The 14,601-nt window shown below is 64.2% G+C and carries 15 protein-coding genes and 1 pseudogene; 9 read left to right on the forward strand and 7 right to left on the reverse strand.

The genetic code is table 11. The annotated features are described in order from the left end of the window. Positions 1–231 precede the first annotated feature (231 nt). The 3 genes from hpaE to BCCGELA001_RS12020 are packed head-to-tail and all read left to right on the forward strand — an operon-like array spanning position 232 to position 3,673. A complete protein-coding gene (gene hpaE / locus BCCGELA001_RS12010) occupies positions 232–1,749 on the forward strand; it encodes a 5-carboxymethyl-2-hydroxymuconate semialdehyde dehydrogenase (protein WP_008550895.1) in 1,518 nt (505 codons plus the stop codon). A 30-nt stretch (positions 1,750–1,779) separates the two neighbouring features. Beyond that, the gene (gene hpaD / locus BCCGELA001_RS12015; RefSeq protein WP_008550893.1) at positions 1,780–2,760 is read left to right on the forward strand and encodes a 3,4-dihydroxyphenylacetate 2,3-dioxygenase; all 981 of its coding nucleotides are present in this window, start codon (positions 1,780–1,782) and stop codon (positions 2,758–2,760) included. 43 nt (positions 2,761–2,803) lie between these two features. Further along, the gene (locus tag BCCGELA001_RS12020) at positions 2,804–3,673 is read left to right on the forward strand and encodes a fumarylacetoacetate hydrolase family protein (protein WP_008550891.1); all 870 of its coding nucleotides are present in this window, start codon (positions 2,804–2,806) and stop codon (positions 3,671–3,673) included. Positions 3,674–3,680: 7 nt separating this feature from the next. Here the strand turns inward: BCCGELA001_RS12020 and BCCGELA001_RS12025 are convergent, their stop codons facing one another. Beyond that, positions 3,681–3,977, reverse strand: a complete 297-nt coding sequence (locus BCCGELA001_RS12025) for a Rieske (2Fe-2S) protein (RefSeq protein WP_008550889.1) — start codon at positions 3,975–3,977, stop codon at positions 3,681–3,683. A 95-nt stretch (positions 3,978–4,072) separates the two neighbouring features. Beyond that, the gene (gene hppD / locus BCCGELA001_RS12030) at positions 4,073–5,176 is read right to left on the reverse strand and encodes a 4-hydroxyphenylpyruvate dioxygenase (RefSeq protein WP_008550887.1); all 1,104 of its coding nucleotides are present in this window, start codon (positions 5,174–5,176) and stop codon (positions 4,073–4,075) included. A 138-nt stretch (positions 5,177–5,314) separates the two neighbouring features. On the opposite strand from hppD, the pseudogene BCCGELA001_RS12035 reads away from it, so the two are divergent. Further along, positions 5,315–5,773 (forward strand): annotated as a pseudogene (locus BCCGELA001_RS12035) (Lrp/AsnC family transcriptional regulator); the annotation flags it as partial. Between the two features lie 93 nt (positions 5,774–5,866). Here BCCGELA001_RS12035 and BCCGELA001_RS12040 read toward each other — a convergent pair. After that, positions 5,867–6,814: a LysR substrate-binding domain-containing protein gene (locus BCCGELA001_RS12040; protein ID WP_083543335.1), complete on the reverse strand. Its 948-nt coding sequence runs from the start codon at positions 6,812–6,814 to the stop codon at positions 5,867–5,869. Between the two features lie 112 nt (positions 6,815–6,926). Between BCCGELA001_RS12040 and BCCGELA001_RS12045 the strand changes: the two genes are divergently transcribed. Continuing rightward, positions 6,927–7,712: a 2-keto-4-pentenoate hydratase gene (locus tag BCCGELA001_RS12045; protein WP_008550862.1), complete on the forward strand. Its 786-nt coding sequence runs from the start codon at positions 6,927–6,929 to the stop codon at positions 7,710–7,712. 428 nt (positions 7,713–8,140) lie between these two features. Here the strand turns inward: BCCGELA001_RS12045 and BCCGELA001_RS12050 are convergent, their stop codons facing one another. Then, a complete protein-coding gene (locus BCCGELA001_RS12050; RefSeq protein WP_008550859.1) occupies positions 8,141–9,028 on the reverse strand; it encodes a VOC family protein in 888 nt (295 codons plus the stop codon). Between the two features lie 174 nt (positions 9,029–9,202). On the opposite strand from BCCGELA001_RS12050, the gene BCCGELA001_RS12055 reads away from it, so the two are divergent. From BCCGELA001_RS12055 to BCCGELA001_RS12065, 3 genes are all read left to right on the forward strand, one after another. After that, positions 9,203–10,390 carry a CaiB/BaiF CoA transferase family protein gene (locus tag BCCGELA001_RS12055; RefSeq protein ID WP_060735381.1) on the forward strand — a complete coding sequence of 396 codons (1,188 nt, stop codon included), beginning with the start codon at positions 9,203–9,205 and terminating at the stop codon, positions 10,388–10,390. A 145-nt stretch (positions 10,391–10,535) separates the two neighbouring features. Beyond that, positions 10,536–10,763 carry a hypothetical protein gene (locus BCCGELA001_RS12060; RefSeq protein ID WP_335339440.1) on the forward strand — a complete coding sequence of 76 codons (228 nt, stop codon included), beginning with the start codon at positions 10,536–10,538 and terminating at the stop codon, positions 10,761–10,763. Then, entirely contained in the window at positions 10,760–10,939 is a 180-nt protein-coding gene (locus BCCGELA001_RS12065; RefSeq protein ID WP_060735382.1) for a hypothetical protein, read from the forward strand. Before BCCGELA001_RS12060 ends, BCCGELA001_RS12065 begins: the two co-directional genes overlap by 4 nt. A 140-nt stretch (positions 10,940–11,079) precedes the next feature. Here BCCGELA001_RS12065 and BCCGELA001_RS12070 read toward each other — a convergent pair whose 3' ends face one another. Continuing rightward, positions 11,080–11,802, reverse strand: a complete 723-nt coding sequence (locus BCCGELA001_RS12070) for a DUF72 domain-containing protein (RefSeq protein ID WP_008550846.1) — start codon at positions 11,800–11,802, stop codon at positions 11,080–11,082. A 94-nt stretch (positions 11,803–11,896) separates the two neighbouring features. Between BCCGELA001_RS12070 and BCCGELA001_RS12075 the strand changes: the two genes are divergently transcribed. Further along, positions 11,897–12,127: a hypothetical protein gene (locus tag BCCGELA001_RS12075; protein ID WP_060737622.1), complete on the forward strand. Its 231-nt coding sequence runs from the start codon at positions 11,897–11,899 to the stop codon at positions 12,125–12,127. Here BCCGELA001_RS12075 and BCCGELA001_RS12080 read toward each other — a convergent pair whose 3' ends face one another. Together BCCGELA001_RS12080 and BCCGELA001_RS12085 are read right to left on the reverse strand one after the other, a co-directional pair. Continuing rightward, positions 12,128–13,276 (reverse strand): amidohydrolase, encoded by a 1,149-nt coding sequence (locus tag BCCGELA001_RS12080; protein ID WP_060735383.1) that lies wholly within the window; start codon positions 13,274–13,276, stop codon positions 12,128–12,130. Between the two features lie 214 nt (positions 13,277–13,490). Then, positions 13,491–14,579, reverse strand: coding sequence for a mandelate racemase/muconate lactonizing enzyme family protein (locus BCCGELA001_RS12085; protein ID WP_008550830.1), 1,089 nt, complete (start codon positions 14,577–14,579; stop codon positions 13,491–13,493). Positions 14,580–14,601 lie beyond the last annotated feature (22 nt).

Here is a 14,601-nt window from a genome sequence, read left to right on the forward strand (position 1 = left end):
ATCTGCTCGATCGAGCCGGCTGTTGGATCTCCCTGGAACTGCCTTGAGCGAAGTCCGCGCTGTCGCGAAAGGTCTTGACAGGCGGCACAATACTTAACATGTTAAGTATATCGATCGGCGCCCAAAATTGGCGCGCGAGAGCTGCGACGTCATTGGTCCGTGGCTTTGCGAAAACAAATAGAGGTCGCTGCCCGCGTGCGGCGCTGCAAAAGCAAAAGGGAGTGAACCGTCATGTCCAAGCTCCAGGAGAATATCGACAAGGCGGAGCGCCATCTTGCCCGTTTCAAGGAGAAGGGCGTGCTCAACCGCATAGGCGGTGAGGACATCCCGGCTGCGGACAATGCGACTTTCGAAACGATCTCTCCGGTCGACCTCAAGCCGCTCGCCAAGGTCGCGCATGGCAAGGCCGCGGACATCGATCGGGCGGCGCGGGCGGCGCAGGCGGCGTTTTCGCAATGGGCCGAGACCTCCGGGGAAGGCCGCAAAAAGCTGTTGCACAAGGTCGCTGACGCCATCGTCGCCCGCGCCGAAGAGATTGCCTTCGTTGAATGCATGGATACCGGCCAGTCGCTGAAGTTCATGGCCAAGGCGGCGCTACGGGGTGCCGAGAATTTCCGCTTCTACGCCGACCGCGCGCCCGAGGCGCGTGACGGCAAGTCGCTTCGCACCGATGGCCAGGTGAACATCACGACGCGTGTGCCGATCGGCCCGGTGGGCATCATCACCCCCTGGAATACGCCGTTCATGCTGTCGACGTGGAAGATCGCGCCGGCGCTCGCGGCCGGCTGCACCATCGTGCACAAGCCAGCCGAATTCTCGCCGTTGACCGCGCGTCTGCTGATCGAGATCGCGGAGGAGGCCGGCCTGCCCAAGGGCGTCTGGAATCTCGTCAACGGATTCGGCGAGGATGCCGGCAAGGCCCTGACCGAGCATCCGCTGATCAAGGCGATCGGCTTCGTCGGCGAAAGCCGCACCGGATCGATGATCATGAAGCAGGGTGCCGATACGCTGAAGCGCGTTCATTTCGAGCTCGGCGGCAAGAACCCGGTGGTCGTGTTCGCGGATGCCGACCTCGAGCGCGCCGCAGACGCGGCAGTGTTCATGATCTACTCCCTCAACGGCGAACGCTGCACCTCGTCCTCGCGTCTTCTCGTCGAGGCCAGCATCTACGACAAGTTCACCTCGATCGTCGCGGAGAAGGCAAGCCGCATTAAAGTCGGTCACCCGCTCGATCCGGAGACCGTCATCGGTCCGTTGATCCATCCGGTTCACGAGAAGAAGGTGCTCGAATACATGGAGATCGGCAGGTCGGAGGGCGCGACGATCGCGACCGGCGGCCGCAAGGTCGACGGTCCCGGTGGCGGGTGCTACGTTGCCCCGACGCTCTTTACCGGCGCCAACAACCGGATGCGCATCGCACAGGAGGAAATCTTCGGGCCGGTGCTGACGGCGATCCCGTTCAAGGACGAGGCGGAAGCGCTCGCGCTCGCCAACGACGTCCAGTACGGCCTTACCGGTTACCTCTGGACGGCCGACGTCACGCGCGCCTTCCGCTTCACCGATCGGCTTCAGGCGGGCATGATCTGGGTGAATTCGGAGAATGTCCGCCATTTGCCGACGCCGTTCGGCGGCGTGAAGAGCTCCGGTATCGGCCGCGACGGCGGCGATTGGTCGTTCGATTTCTACATGGAGACGAAGAACGTCGCGTTCGCCACCACCGCGCACAACATCCAAAAGCTAGGCGGCTAAGCGCTCCGCAACAGACCCAAGGAGGACATCATGGCCTTGCCAGCGCCCAACCTCTATCCGCCCTTTAACATCGTGCGCCTCAGTCACGTCGAATTCGGCGTGACCGATCTTACGAGGTCACGGGCCTTCTATGTCGACACGCTCGGTTTGCAAGTGACCGACGAAAGCTCCGATGCGATCTATCTTCGGGCGATGGAAGAGCGCGGCCACCATTGCATCGTCCTGAGGAAGTCAAACAAGGTCGAAGCCCGCGATCTCGGCTTCAAGCTGTTCAGCGAAGAAGATATCGACAAGGCCGTCCACTTCTTTAGGGGTAAGGACTTGCCGGTCGAATGGGTCGAGCGTCCCTATCAATCGCGAACGTTCCGCACCCGCGATCCCCATGGCATTCCGCTCGAGTTCTATTCCAGGATGGACCGGCTGCCGCCGATCCATCAGAAATACGCCCTCTACAAGGGCGTGAAGCCGCTGCGGATCGATCACTTCAATTGCTTCTCGCCCAACGTCGACGAATCCGTCGCCTTCTACAATGAGATCGGCTTCCGCGTGACGGAGTACACGGCCGACGAGGAGACCGGCCGGCTCTGGGCGGCCTGGACCCACCGCAAGGGCGGCGTTCACGATCTCGCCTTTACTAATGGCCGCGGCCCGCGCCTGCACCACACCGCGTTCTGGGTGCCGACCCCGCTCAACATCATCGATCTTCTCGATCTTATGGCGACCACGGGATGGGTCTCCAACATCGAACGTGGTCCAGGCCGCCACGGCATCTCGAATGCCTTCTTCCTCTACATCCTCGATCCCGACGGCCACCGCATCGAGATCTACTGCTCGGATTATCAGACGGTCGATCCCGACCTCGAGCCGATCAAATGGGACCTGAAGGACCCGCAGCGTCAGACGCTCTGGGGAGCACCCGCGCCGAAATCCTGGTTCGAGCATGGCAGCCTGTTCGCCGGGGTTCAGCCGCGCGACGCCGAATTGGCGGCGCAACCCATCATCGCCCCCTGATCGGGCATTCGCATCTCGTCTGATTGCGTGAGGAAAGCGCCCCATGTCTCGCCCGAAATTCGTCAGCTTCACCCGCAGCGGCACATCCGGCTACGGGCTCCTCAGCGATCAGGGCGTCGTCGACTTGTCCGGCCGTCATGGCAAGCGTTGGCACACCTTGCGTCAAGTGATCGAAGCCGGTGCGCTGGTGTCCCTGGCCGAGGAAAGCGCCGCGTTGCCGGCCGATTTTCCGGTCGGAGAGATCCGCTATGAAATCCCTGTGCCGGCACCGGAGAAAATCATCTGCGTCGGCGTCAACTTTCCCGACCGGAACGAGGAATACAAGGACGGGCAGGCGGCTCCCTCAAATCCCTCGCTCTTCCCCCGCTTTCCGCGCTCGTTCACGGGCCACGAACAAGCACTGCTTCGTCCCCCGGAGAGTTCGCAACTCGATTATGAAGGCGAGATCGTCATCGTGATCGGCAAGGGCGGTCGCAGGATCGCGCAGAGCGAGGCGCTCGGCCACATCGCCGCACTGTCGCTGTGCAACGAAGGCACCATCCGCGACTGGGTGCGACACGCCAAGTTCAACGTGACCCAAGGCAAGAACTTCGACCGCACCGGCTCGATCGGCCCCTGGCTCATCCCCTATACCGATGAGAGCCAGCTAGCCGACATCAAGCTGGAAACGCGCGTCAACGGCGAAGTCCGCCAGCAGGATCGCACGAGCCGGATGATCTTCTCCTTCCGCAAGATCATCAACTACATCTCGACATTCACGACCCTGATTCCCGGCGATGTCATCGTGACAGGCACGCCGACGGGCGCCGGCGCACGCTTCGATCCGCCAATCTGGCTGAAGCCCGGCGATGTCGTCGAGGTGGAGGCGGAGGGCATCGGTATCCTCCGCAACACGGTTGCAGATGAGGCGTGATCTCCGATCAATGCGCTGATGCGCCATGCACGCGAATTTGGCCGTCGTCGTCCACTACGATGGGAATGGCATCGAGCGCGCAGTTCAGGCCCAGTCCCTCGACGCCGATGCCGTCCTGAACGCGAAATCCGGCGCTGTGATTGGTGCACCGAAGCACCGTGCCGTCCGCGCTCAGCACGTTGTCGCCGCGATGATCGAGCGGCAGGTACTGATGCGGGCATGCATTGACATAGGCCGCGAGCGTGCCCGCCGACCGCACGATCAGGATCGGGAAATCAGCCGGGCCAAACTTGATGGATTTCAAGCTCCCTTCGCCAATGTCATGGGCGTCGCACAGGATGGCACCTTCGGCCGGAGCGCCGCGATAGCTCTTCCATGCGTCGGATATGGCTGCCTCCTTCAGGACGCCTTCAGCACGCCGCGCTGAATCTGATCGGCCTCGATACTCTCGAACAGGGCCTTGAAATTGCCCTCGCCGAAGCCGTCATCGCCCTTCCGCTGGATGAACTCGAAGAAGATCGGGCCGATCACGGTCTTGGAGAAGATCTGAAGCAGGATGCGGGTCAGTCCGCCATTGACGACACCTTCGCCGTCGATGAGGATTCCGTGCTTGCGCATACGCTCGAGCGGCTCGGTGTGGCCCTTCACGCGATCGAACGACTTGTCGTAGTAGATCGCGGGCGGGCCGGGCATGAATTCGAGCCCGCGACTGGCGATGGCGTCGGTCGCCGCATAGATGTCGTCGGTGCCGACCGCGATATGCTGGATGCCCTCGCCCTTGTACTGGCGCAGATATTCCTCGATCTGGCTCTTGTCGTCGGCGCTTTCGTTGATCGGGATCCGGATCTTGCCGCAAGGTGACGTCAATGCGCGCGAGGTCAGGCCGGTCAGCTTGCCGGAGATGTCGAAATAGCGAATCTCGCGGAAATTGAACGTCTGGCTGTAGAACTTGTACCAGGTGTCCATGTTGCCGCGCATGACATTATGGGTGAGATGATCGAGATAATAGAATCCCACGCCCTTCGGGGTCGGATCGACTTCGCCGGTCCAGTCATATTCGGTCGAATAGGGCGAGCCCTTCGCGCCATAAGTCTCGACCAGGTACAGCAGCGATCCGCCGATGCCGACGACGGCCGGCACGTCGAGTGACTTGTCGTTGCCGGTATATTCTGTGCCGCCGAGTTCGAGGACGCGCTTCAGGGCGTGCTTGGCATCGACGACGCGCCACGCCATCGCCGGTGCGCAAGGTCCGTGCTCGGCGACGAAGCGGGCGGCATGGGAGTTCGGCTCCCGGTTCAGGACGTAATTGATCTTGCCTTGGCGCCAGACGGAGATGTCCTTGGTCTTGTGCCGGGCGACCTCGGTGTAGCCCATCTGCTCGAACAGTCTGGCGAGCTTCTGCGGCTCCGGATGGGCGAACTCGACGAACTCGAAGCCGTCCGTGCCGGCCGGATTGGCTGCCGAAATCGTGGCGGGTGGGGCATCGTGCGGGAAGGGGCCCAATGTCGCGCTCCTGAAAAGGTATTGATCCGGTGAGAAATATACTGCCGGCCTGCTGCACGATCTCCGCAAAATCTGCTCGACAAAGGCGTACTATGCGTGAATCATGCAAAGAATTGCTGCTAGCTGCATGGATCACGCATGGATCAGTTCGACGTCAAATTGCTGCAGGCGCTCCAGTCCGACGGCCGCTTGTCGAATTTCGAGCTGGCCGATGTCGTCGGCTTGTCGGCCTCGCAATGCTCGCGCCGCCGCGCCGCGCTCGAGAATGCCGGTACGATCGAAAGCTACCATGCTCATCTCGATGGTGAAGCGCTCGGGCTTGGCATCGTCGTCTTCGTGCAGGTGACGCTCGCAACGCACTCACCGGACAATTCGAGGCGCTTCCTCAAGCTGATCGAGAGCCTCGAGGAGGTGCAGGAGGCGTACGCTCTCACTGGCGAGGCGGACTACCTCATCAAGGTGACGATCACAGACCTGAAGGCTTTGTCACGCCTGCTCAACGAAGTGTTCCTGCCGCACGACAGCGTTGCGCATGTGCGCTCGTCCATCGTCCTCAATCGCTTGAAGCAGACGTCCCAATTGCCGCTCGGGCATTTGATGCCTGCCGACAAGGGCAAGGCAGGGAATTCGCGGCCCCGAAGTAGCGCTCGTTCCCAAGTCAAGAGATCGATGAAGGCCAAGTAAACCGGTTCACGCCAAAATAGGAGGGCCTCCGGGCGCGCTCTTTCGAGTGGATTTCCTGGCTGGCGCCTTCGTCGTGCTCTGCTGGTTGCAGGCATCGCACAGCCATGTGGCGAATGCGGCGACGGCGGGGTCGTCCGCCATGCGCTGTTCGTACTCGAGCACGAAGTGACGCCGCGTCGGGCGGACGACGTGATGTGCCTTGACGAGATCGAGCTGCGCAAGATCGGTTGTGAGCAGGCTATCGATCGCGATGACCGCGCCGAGCCCGGCGGCCGCAGCTTCGATGGCGAGGCCGAGGTTCTCAAAGCTGCTGCCGGCCCGGACCGGTACTTTCGTGAGCTGGGCGTGGTCGAGCCAGCGGCGCCAATCGTCCGGCCGCGGCCTGTTGTGCAGCAGCGGAACGGACGTGAAGTCCAGCGCGCCATCCTTTAGCAGAGTTGGCGAGCAGACCGGCACGGTGGCGATCGGCAGCAGCGGCCGGGTGACGAGCCCGGCCCGCGGTTGTCCGTCCGAGACGGCAATGACGGCATCGTAGCGGCTGGCCAGAAGGTCGACCGGATTGGCGCTGGTGTGCAGATCGATCTCCAGCTCGGAATGGGCGGCCATGAGCGCCGGCCATATCGGCAGGAGAAAACGCGACAGGAAGAAACCGTAGACGCCGACGGACAGTCGTCTGAACTGCCGCAGGTGCAGGCCTTCGGCGGCATCCGCAATGCGGTCGAGCGCCTCGCGGGTGGAATCGGCGAAGGCTTTGCCGGCCGAGGTCAGGACCAGGCCGCGTGATCCCCGCAGGAACAGCGCGGTGCCCATGCGCACTTCGAGCGCGCGCACGTGCCGGCTGACCGCACCGACTGTCACGTTCAACTCGTCGGCGGCGCGTGTGATCGACAGATGTCGTGCGGCCGCTTCGAATGCCCGCACGGCATGCAGCGGAGGAAGTCGTCGTGAAGCCATGATCGTGCGCCTCGCGGGATGGTCGCCTTGAGTTTCGCTCAAGGCACCCGCCCAAGAAGTCGTTTGCGCCGAGCGCTGTCAAGCCATACCCGAACATCGTGAGGTGACTACGATGGATCAGCCGACCCAACGCGAACTTGCCCGCCTGCTCGCAAGCCTGCGCCGCGAAGGGCGCCAGCAGAGCGGCCTCGACCAGCGCCTCGTGCCGCCGGACAAGCCGACCGCCTATCGCATCGCGCGCATGGTCGAGGAGGAGCTCGGCTGGACCGTTGCGGGCTGGAAGATCGCGGCCATGAAGGAAGGGTTGCAGCGCGAGTTGCGCACGGACTCGCCGATCTACGGCCGGGTCTACGCGCCGCTCATCAAGCAATCGCCGGTGACGGTCGAGCATGCACGCCAGTGCAGTCCCATTCCGGAAGTCGAATACCAGGCGCGGCTCGGCACGGATCTTCCACCGCGAGAGGCGCCTTACAGTGTCGCCGAAGTCGAGGAGGCCGTCGTTTCGCTGCATCCGGGCGTGGAGTTGGCCGAGTGTCGCTTCGTCCATGATGCCGCGTTTCCTCCTCTGCCCGCCATCCTCGCGGATGGAGCCGGCAGCGGGACGGTTGCATACGGTCCGCCGATCGAGAACTGGCGGGGGCGCGATATTGCCGACCAGGAGGTCGTGCTGACCTGTAACGGGACACTGCGGCGGAAGGGCAGTGCGGCGGTCGCGCTGGATCATCCGATCGTACCGGTGACATGGCTCGCCAACGAACTGTCGCGGACCGGCATCGGCCTGAAGGCGGGGCAGATGATCAGCACCGGCACGTTGACGGGAATGTTGAGGCCGAAGGCCGGCGAGACGTTCGTCGCTGATTTCGGACCTTTCGGCAGCGTGACGGTGACATACGCGTGATCTGATCGAACGGTAAATCATTTGCCGGCGCTATGGAGAGCGCGAACTGGTGGCGCTCGACGGGGAGCATGACGTTGACGTCCGCGGCTCTCGTCTCTTGGCGCGCGCAGCGCGCCCGCGAGATCGGCCTCGTGCAGGAGGTCGTGCTGGCGGGGCAGCAGGTCGCCCGCGCCATGGAGATCGCGGGATCATCGCCGGCAACGCACGCTCGGCATTCAGGTCACCAAGGAGGCGGCTGCGACATACACCGGGCAGGGCGAGGCGGCCGCAATCGCCTGCATCCCGGCGATCCGCGACCGCGTGCTCAAGAGCGCCGACGCGCGCGAGGGCATTCAGTCCTTCATCGAGCGGCGGCCCGCGGTGTTTCAGGGGCGGTGAGCCAAATCTGTTGCGAGCGGCCCGTTCGCGATCACGGAGGGCCGCGCTGCCTATCCCTCGTACTGATCCGGACCCATCGCCCACGATGCCTCATCGTGGCCGAACGCATAGTTCCGGTTGTTGATCGCCGGATTGCGGTTGACCATCGGCCGCATGAACATCGGGTGGGTGGCGCTGCGCACCTCGTGCTCCACGGTGAAGAGATGCCTGCCGCTGTCGAGCTCGACGATATCGCAGAACCGGTATTGGTATTGATTGTCCTCGCGGGTGATCAGGTCGCGCGCCAGCAGTTTGCGGTAGGGGCCGGAGAAGTCGGTTATGTACATCTGCACGTGGTGGCCGTCATAGTCGCCTTGCGGACGATCGGTCTCGCGAAATAGTAGGTGCTGGTCGCGGCCTGTCTTCACTGCGGCAACCTTCCCGTCGCCGTTCCGCAAATTCGCGGGCATGCCCATGATCTCAGGATAGAACGCGCAGATGCCGGCGGCCGAGCCCACCGGCACGTCGAACTCGACATAGGGAATGCCGAGCGCGATGCGGCCGAAGCGCGCGGCATCCGGCTCGTAACAGCGCAGGCGGTTGCCCCAGGGGCAGATCGCCGCGACATGGTCGTTATGTTCGGCAAAGGCGAAGGCCGTGCCTTCGAGCTTCTTTGCGACCGACGACAGCCGCGCCAGCAGCGCCTCGCGGCCGGCGATGACCAGCCCGATGTGACCGCGCAGCACCTGAGGCCTGCCGCTCGGCAGATGAAATTGGCTGCGTCCGGCGTTGATCCACATGTTGGTGTCGGACACCATCAGATAGGGATCGCGGGTGAGCCCGAGGCCGGTGACGTAGAACAGGGTGGCCAGCCGCTGGTCCGGGACCTGGATGTTGACGTGCTCAAAATGGATCGCGTTGCCGAGATCTTCTGCGGAGCGGTCGAACTGTTGCGGCATGGTTGGGCGCTTCTCGCTGGGGGAGTGAAGGGCCCATACTAGAGCACAATTTCCGCCAGCCGAAACAGCCGGCCGATCACATCTCCAGCGCAGGTCATGATGCCTGCCATCCGCCTTGCCGTAACAGCAAGTCCCTGTAATGTTGCGAGAACATAAGAACAAGGGAAGGGATCGATGGGAGGAGTTCTGGAAGGCGTCCGCGTGCTCGATTTCGGGCGCTATATCGCAGGTCCCTATTGCGCGACCTTGCTGGCCGAATTCGGCGCCGAGGTCATTCGCGTCGAGAAGCGCGACGGCAGCGAGGACCGTTTCGTGGCGCCAGTGGGCGAGAACGGCGAGGGCGCGCTGTTCCTCCAGGTCAATCGCAACAAGAAATCCATCACGCTCGATCCGATGAAGGCGGAGGGGCAGGAGGTGATGCGCCGCCTGGTCGCGACTGCGGACGTGGTCGTCGCCAATCTGCCGCCGCAGACCCTGCGCGCGATGAAGCTCGACTACGAGTCGCTGAAGGCGATCAAGCCCGACATCATCCTGACCACTGCGACCGCGTTCGGCGGGCCGGGGCCCTGGTCCGACCGCGTCGGCTTCGACGGCGTCGGGCAGGTGATGTCGGGTGCGGTCTACATGACGGGCGCGGGCGATCCGCCGTACCGTGCCGCGGTGAACTGGGTCGATTTCGGCACGGCGCTGCATTGCGCGTTCGGAACGCTGGCCGCGCTGATCGAGCGCGGCAAGTCCGGGCGCGGGCAGATCGTCGAGGGCGCCCTGCTCGCAACCGCTTTGTCCTTCACCAATGCCACGCTGATCGAGCAGGCCGTCATCAACATCAACCGCGTGCCCACGGGCAATCTCGGCCAGACCTCGGCCCCGGCCGACATCTACCGCACCAAGGACGGCTGGGTGCTGTGCCAAGTCACGGGGAATCCACTGTTCAAGCGCTGGGCGAAGTTGATGGGCGAGGAGGAGTTTTGGCTGAACGACCCGCGCTTTGCCGACGACATCAGCCGCGGCAACAACGGCCCCGTCATCAGCGAGCGAATGGCGCGCTGGTGCGCCGAGCGGACCACGCAGGAGGCGGTCGACACGCTGGGCCAGGCGATGATCCCGACCGGGCCCGTCCTCAGCCCGCAACAGGCGCTGGACCATCCGCACATCCGCGCCGCCGGATTCATGCAGGACGTCGATTATCCCGGCCTGCCGATGTCCGCGCCGGTCGCGCGCGCCGCCGTCCGCCTGTCGGAAACGCCGGGCGGGATCGCGACCCGGCCGCCGACGCTCGGCGAGCACACCGATCGCGTCCTGACCGAGCTCGGCTATGACGAGGCCGCGATCGCCGCGCTTCGGCAGGGCGGCGTGATCTAGCGCCGCCCGCCCCGGGACGGGGCGGCGCTCTAGCGACGAAGGAGCATCTTGACAGCGCAACGGGCGTGAATATTTTTCCGCCCGGAAGATCGCTCTTCCGATATCGCGAAATCAAAAGGACCGTGAAAGACCGTCAGGAGTGACGATGATGCTCGATCAGGATCTGGCCCGCATCCGTGCGCACCGCAACAACCTCCAGCGCTACCGGCGCCTGCTAAGGACGAAGCTGTCGGAGATCGAACGTCAGTTCATCGAACGTCGCCTCGCCGAGGAGCAGGCCGCACTCGACGCCCTCGCTGCCGATGTCTTCCCCGCCGCGTTCGTCCTTCCGAACATGCCGTCGGCATCCGCTGCAATGGGAGCGGAACGATGAGCGATGTCCGCAACCTGCTGATCCGCGGCAGCGAGAAGGTGATCGAGCACTATCGCGTGCTGCTGGCCGGCGCGAAGACCGAAAGCGAGCGCCAGCTTTATCGTAACAGGATCGAACGCGAGCAGCGCCTGCTGGAAACGCTGCAAGGCGGCATCCCGCAGCGTTCGGCCGCTTGAGCGCACGCTTCGTCCTTCAGGATGAGGCTCAGCGGCCCTTCCACCGATCGATTGCTGCCGCGCGCTCCGTCCTCATCCTGAGGGCCCGCCGTAGGCGGGCGTCTCGAAGGATGCGCGACGGGCGAACTGCCCGCCGCGCCTCACAGCAATTGCTTCAACGCCCGTGCATCGGCCGGCGCTGCGCTCTTCTGGTCGTTGTCGAAATAGACATAGACGTCGCAGCCCTGCCGCTTCCACGACTTGATGCGCCGCGCCCATTGCGTGAGCGTGGCCTTGGTGTAGTGCCCGTGATAGCGCCCGCCCGGGCCATGCCCGCGCACATAGACGAAATCCGCCGTGCGCTTCCAGGGCGAGGGCGCATCGTGATGGTCGGACAGGCACAGCGAGATGTTCTCCTCGGCCAGCATTCGCAGGATGCGCGGCTGATACCAGCTCGGATGCCGGAATTCGAAGCTGTAACGCCGTTTCCTCGACAGCAGCTTGAAGAACGAGGCGAGCCGGTCGGCGTTCGCCTCGAATTGCGGCGGCAGCTGGAACAGGATCGGGCCGATCTTGCCGCCGAGCCGCGAGATGCGATCCTCCAGCAGCTCGAGGCTGTTGACGGAGCGATCCGACAGGCGCTTCCAATGCGTGATGAATTTCGACGCCTTCCAGGCGAAAACGAAGTCGCGGTCGGTCTGCTCCCGCCATCCCGTCACCGCCTCCGGCGTCGGCGTGCGGTAGAACACGCCGTTCAGTTCGGTGGTGTCGAACTGGTCAGCGTAGTAACGCAGCTGCTGCTTCAGCGGCAGGCCTTCAGGGAAGAACGGGCCCCGCCAGGAATCGTAGTGCCAGCCGGAGGTGCCGATCAGAACGCGCGCCATGGGTCACGTGCCATCCATTGTCCTTTTGCCGGATGGGAACGTCCGTGCGGCCGATACGTTGCTCGTGAGCTTGATCAACGCAGGACCGGAACCGATGTACGCGCTGTTCGAAGGCAACAAGCAGATCGGCGATCCCTTTCCCACCGAGAAAGAGGTGTGGGAGGCCGCCTTGATCGAGGGTCTCGTGACCGACGTTCCCGTTGCGGACGAGGAAGGCGGCAGCCGCCTGCGGCCTGCCGGCTATCACGTCGCGCAGGTGGCCGAGCATGTGGACGAGACGTTCGCGCCGCGGCCCGAATGGAAGTTGCCGCGCGAGATCTCCTAACTAGTTCGACGTCAGCGCCGTCTTGGCGACCTCGGCCATCCAGCCCGATGCCACCGGCAGGATCGCGTCATTGAAATCATAGCGTGGGCCGTGCAGCTCGGCGCCATCGCGCAACTCGCCGTTGCCTATCCAGACGAAGGCGCCGGGCCGCTGCTGGAGATAGAACGCGAAATCCTCACCGGCCATGCTGGGCGCGAGGTCGCGACGCACCGGAGCCTGCACCCTCTCCGCGGCGATGCGGGCGAGTTCCGCTTCGGCCGGCGTATTGACCACCACACCTACGCCCCAGACGATCTCGGGCGTGACCTTGACGCCGAAGCTGGTCGCAATCCCCGCGCAGGTGCGCTCGATCCCGTCGAAGATGATGTCCTTCACCGCGTCGCGATGGTACCGCAGCGTGCCGCGGAGGGTCACTCGCCCGGCGATCTGATTCGGCGCGGTGCCGCCTTCGATCGTGCACAGCGAGAGCACGGCGGTGTCGAGCGGATCGACGCCGCGCGAGGTGATCGATTGCAGCGCCACGATCAGATGGCCGGCCGCCACCACTGGGTCACGCGTCAGATGCGGCATGCCGGCGTGCCCGGCATGACCCTCGATGGTGATGGTGATGCGCCCGCCCGAGGCCATGACGACGCCGTCATGCACCGCGATGGTGCCGGCGGCGAGGCCGGGCCAGTTGTGAAAGCCGAACACCCGCTCCATCGGGAAGCGATCGAACAGCCCGGCCGCGACCATGGCGCGCGAGCCGCCAAAGCCTTCCTCAGCCGGCTGGAAGATGAAGTCGACCGTGCCGCTCCAGTCGGTATCGCTGGCGAGCAGCGCTGCTGCGCCGAGCAGCGAAGCCGTGTGCCCGTCATGGCCGCAGGCGTGCATCACGCCTGCTGTCGTCGAGGCGTAGGGCAGGCCGGTATCCTCAAGGATCGGCAGCGCATCCATGTCGGCGCGCAGGCCGACCCGCCTCATCGCATGCCCGCGCGTCAACGTCGCGACGATGCCGTGCCCGCCGATGCTCGCCACGAAGGGAATGCCGAGCTCGGTGAGCCTGTCCTGCACGAAAGCGGCGGTAGCTTTTTCCTGCAGCGACAGCTCGGGATGCGCATGCAGGTGCTGGCGCCACTGGGTCAGTTTCTGGTGCAACTCGGGGGTCAAGGTGGAGGCTCTTTCGGAAGATGTCGGTTGTCGCCACCATAGCGGAATAATCGCGCCTCATAGCAGCCAAGACGACGGTGAGCTCCCTCTCCCGCTTGCGGGAGAGGGCTGGGGAGAGGGTGCCGCCGCGATGGGATACTCCCCGTCCAGAAAGAACCCTCACCCGCGCCTTCGGCGCGACCTCTCCCGCAAGCGGGAGAGGTAAGGCAGAGCCCTATCCCGCCAGCTTCGCCAAGCCGGCCCAGTCAAAACTGATGCCATGGCCCGGGCGGTCCGGCGCAAGCGCCATGCCGTCCTTCAGCACCAGGGGATGCTCGATATATGTGTCCAGCCCAAACCCATGCGCCTCCAGATACGACCGGTTCGGGCAGGCCGCGAGCAGGTGCACGGTGATGTCGTGCGCGCCGTGGCTGGTGACGGGCAGGTTGAAGGCCTCCGCCAACCGCGCGATCTTCATGAAGGCGCTGACGCCGCCGCAATTGGTGACGTCGGGCTCGGGATAGGACACCGCGCCGCTGGCAATGTAGTTCTTGAACTCCCACAGCGAGCGCAGATTCTCCCCCGCCGCGATCGGCACGCCGCCGGCCTGCATGATGCGTGCGTGGCCCGCGACATCGTCGGGAATGATCGGCTCCTCGAGCCAGGTGAGGTCGTAGGGGACGAAGGCACGGGCGGCCCGAATGGCCTCCTCCACCGTCCACTTCATGTTGGCATCCGCCATCAGCGGAAAACCGTCGCCGAGATGCTGCCGCATCGCGGAGACTTTCGCGACGTCCACTTTCAAATCGGGCCGGCCGACTTTCATCTTGATGGCGCGAAATCCCTTGGCGAGATTGCCGTCGGTCTGCTTGAGCAGCGCATCGACCGAGAGATCGAGGTCGATGCCGCCGGCATAGCATGGCACGCGCGAATCGAACCCGCCGAGCAGGCGGTACAGCGGCAGCTTGGCGCGCCGCGCCTTCAGGTCCCACAGCGCGATGTCGAGCGCGGAGAGCGCCAGCACGGTCGGCCCGCCGCGCCCGCCATAATGCAGCGCCCACCAGACGTGATGCCAGATCGCTTCGGTGTCCTCGGCCTCGCGCCCTTCCACCAGCGGCGCGATCTCGCGCTTGAGGATGTCGGCAGTCGCCCCGCCGTTGCGGCCCACCGTGTACGTATAGCCAACGCCTTCGGCGCCGTCGGCATCACGGATGCGACAGGTGATCAGCTCGAATGCGGTGATCTCGCCATGGGTGCTATCGGAGAGCGTGACGGGGAGGGGGATCCGATAGAGTCCGGTCTCGATATTCTCGATGCGTGGCATTGTTCCTTCCTGCGTTCCTTCC

This window comes from Bradyrhizobium sp. CCGE-LA001, assembly GCF_000296215.2.
Taxonomy (GTDB): Bacteria; Pseudomonadota; Alphaproteobacteria; order Rhizobiales; family Xanthobacteraceae; genus Bradyrhizobium.